Source organism: Hyphomonas beringensis (assembly GCF_000682755.1).
In the GTDB taxonomy this organism is placed as follows: Bacteria; Pseudomonadota; Alphaproteobacteria; order Caulobacterales; family Hyphomonadaceae; genus Hyphomonas; species Hyphomonas beringensis.
Genome location: NZ_AWFF01000089.1, coordinates 1 through 1,054 on the forward strand (window position 1 = coordinate 1; position 1,054 = coordinate 1,054).

At 48.5% G+C, this 1,054-nt stretch carries 1 protein-coding gene and 2 pseudogenes; all 3 read left to right on the top strand.

The genetic code is table 11. From position 1 onward, the window contains the following. A pseudogene (locus tag HY29_RS19990) lies at positions 1–116 on the top strand (IS6 family transposase); the annotation flags it as partial. A 130-nt stretch (positions 117–246) separates the two neighbouring features. Beyond that, entirely contained in the window at positions 247–627 is a 381-nt protein-coding gene (locus HY29_RS19280) for a hypothetical protein (RefSeq protein ID WP_155838400.1), read from the top strand. Positions 628–852: 225 nt separating this feature from the next. Beyond that, positions 853–1,054: pseudogene (locus tag HY29_RS19785) on the top strand (IS6 family transposase); the annotation flags it as partial.

Here is a 1,054-nt window from a genome sequence, read left to right on the forward strand (position 1 = left end):
TCCATTCGTCTGTGTACAACCACTTCAATCATCAATGGGATATCGAGAGCAGGGCCAGGTTCAAATCGATTCGCGACGCCGCTCTTCTCGAATGGCGGGAGTTGATCGCTGCATGAGACCTGCTCGCTTGCGAAAAATGGAATCTGGTTCGGAGATGGTTTGCCTGTTGCCAAGGTACGCGTAATGAATTTTAATCCTCATGAAAATTCTTTTGGCAAGCTTACAAGTTTATAAAGGACTTTAACTGTGAAAAATGTCTTCTCTGCATGTGCGGTGAGTGTGCTCAAAAAAGGGAGAAAATCCGTCGTTCGCTTCGTGTCTTCAGGTGTGATGTTTTCCGTGGCCTTCTCCGGAGATGCATTGGCTTATGAAAACACGCCAGTAAAAAAGATCCAAATACTTGCGGTCGGGCCGACAGCTGTGATGGTTACTTTGGAGGGTGCAGCTATTAATCCTGATAATTGCGCCACATCAGGTCGATATGTATTGCAAACAACACACCCGAATTATGAGGCGCTTCTCGCGGTTTTGACGTCTGCATATTTTTCAAACGAGACAGTTAAGCTCTTGATACATGGGTGCTATCAAGACACCCCAAACATTATATCTGTGTACGTTCCGAATTAGGCTGTCTCTCGCGGGGCACTGTCGGATTAGCCGGACTATCATGTTTGGACGGCCCCGGTTCTGCAAGCACAAAGTTCGATAAATAGATGATCCGAGGGCATTGTCAAAGGAGCCGAGCTTGGGTTGGCTTATCTCGTCGTCTAGCCTTGGAATATGATGACATCGCCCGGCATTATCAGGTTGATTGACCTTGAGGCGGCCCATTCTGGCGCTTAGGCTCCAAAAATGAGCCAGAACCCATTTCGCTACTTTAAGACATCGCCCGAAATCATCCAGCTTGCAGTGATGATGTACGTCAGATTTCCGCTTTCACTTCGGAACGTCGAAGACCTGCTCCATGAGCGTGGCATCGATATCTGCCATGAAACGGTCCGGTATTGGGTCGACCGCTTCGGTACTCACTTCGCGCACAAGATCCGCAAACGCC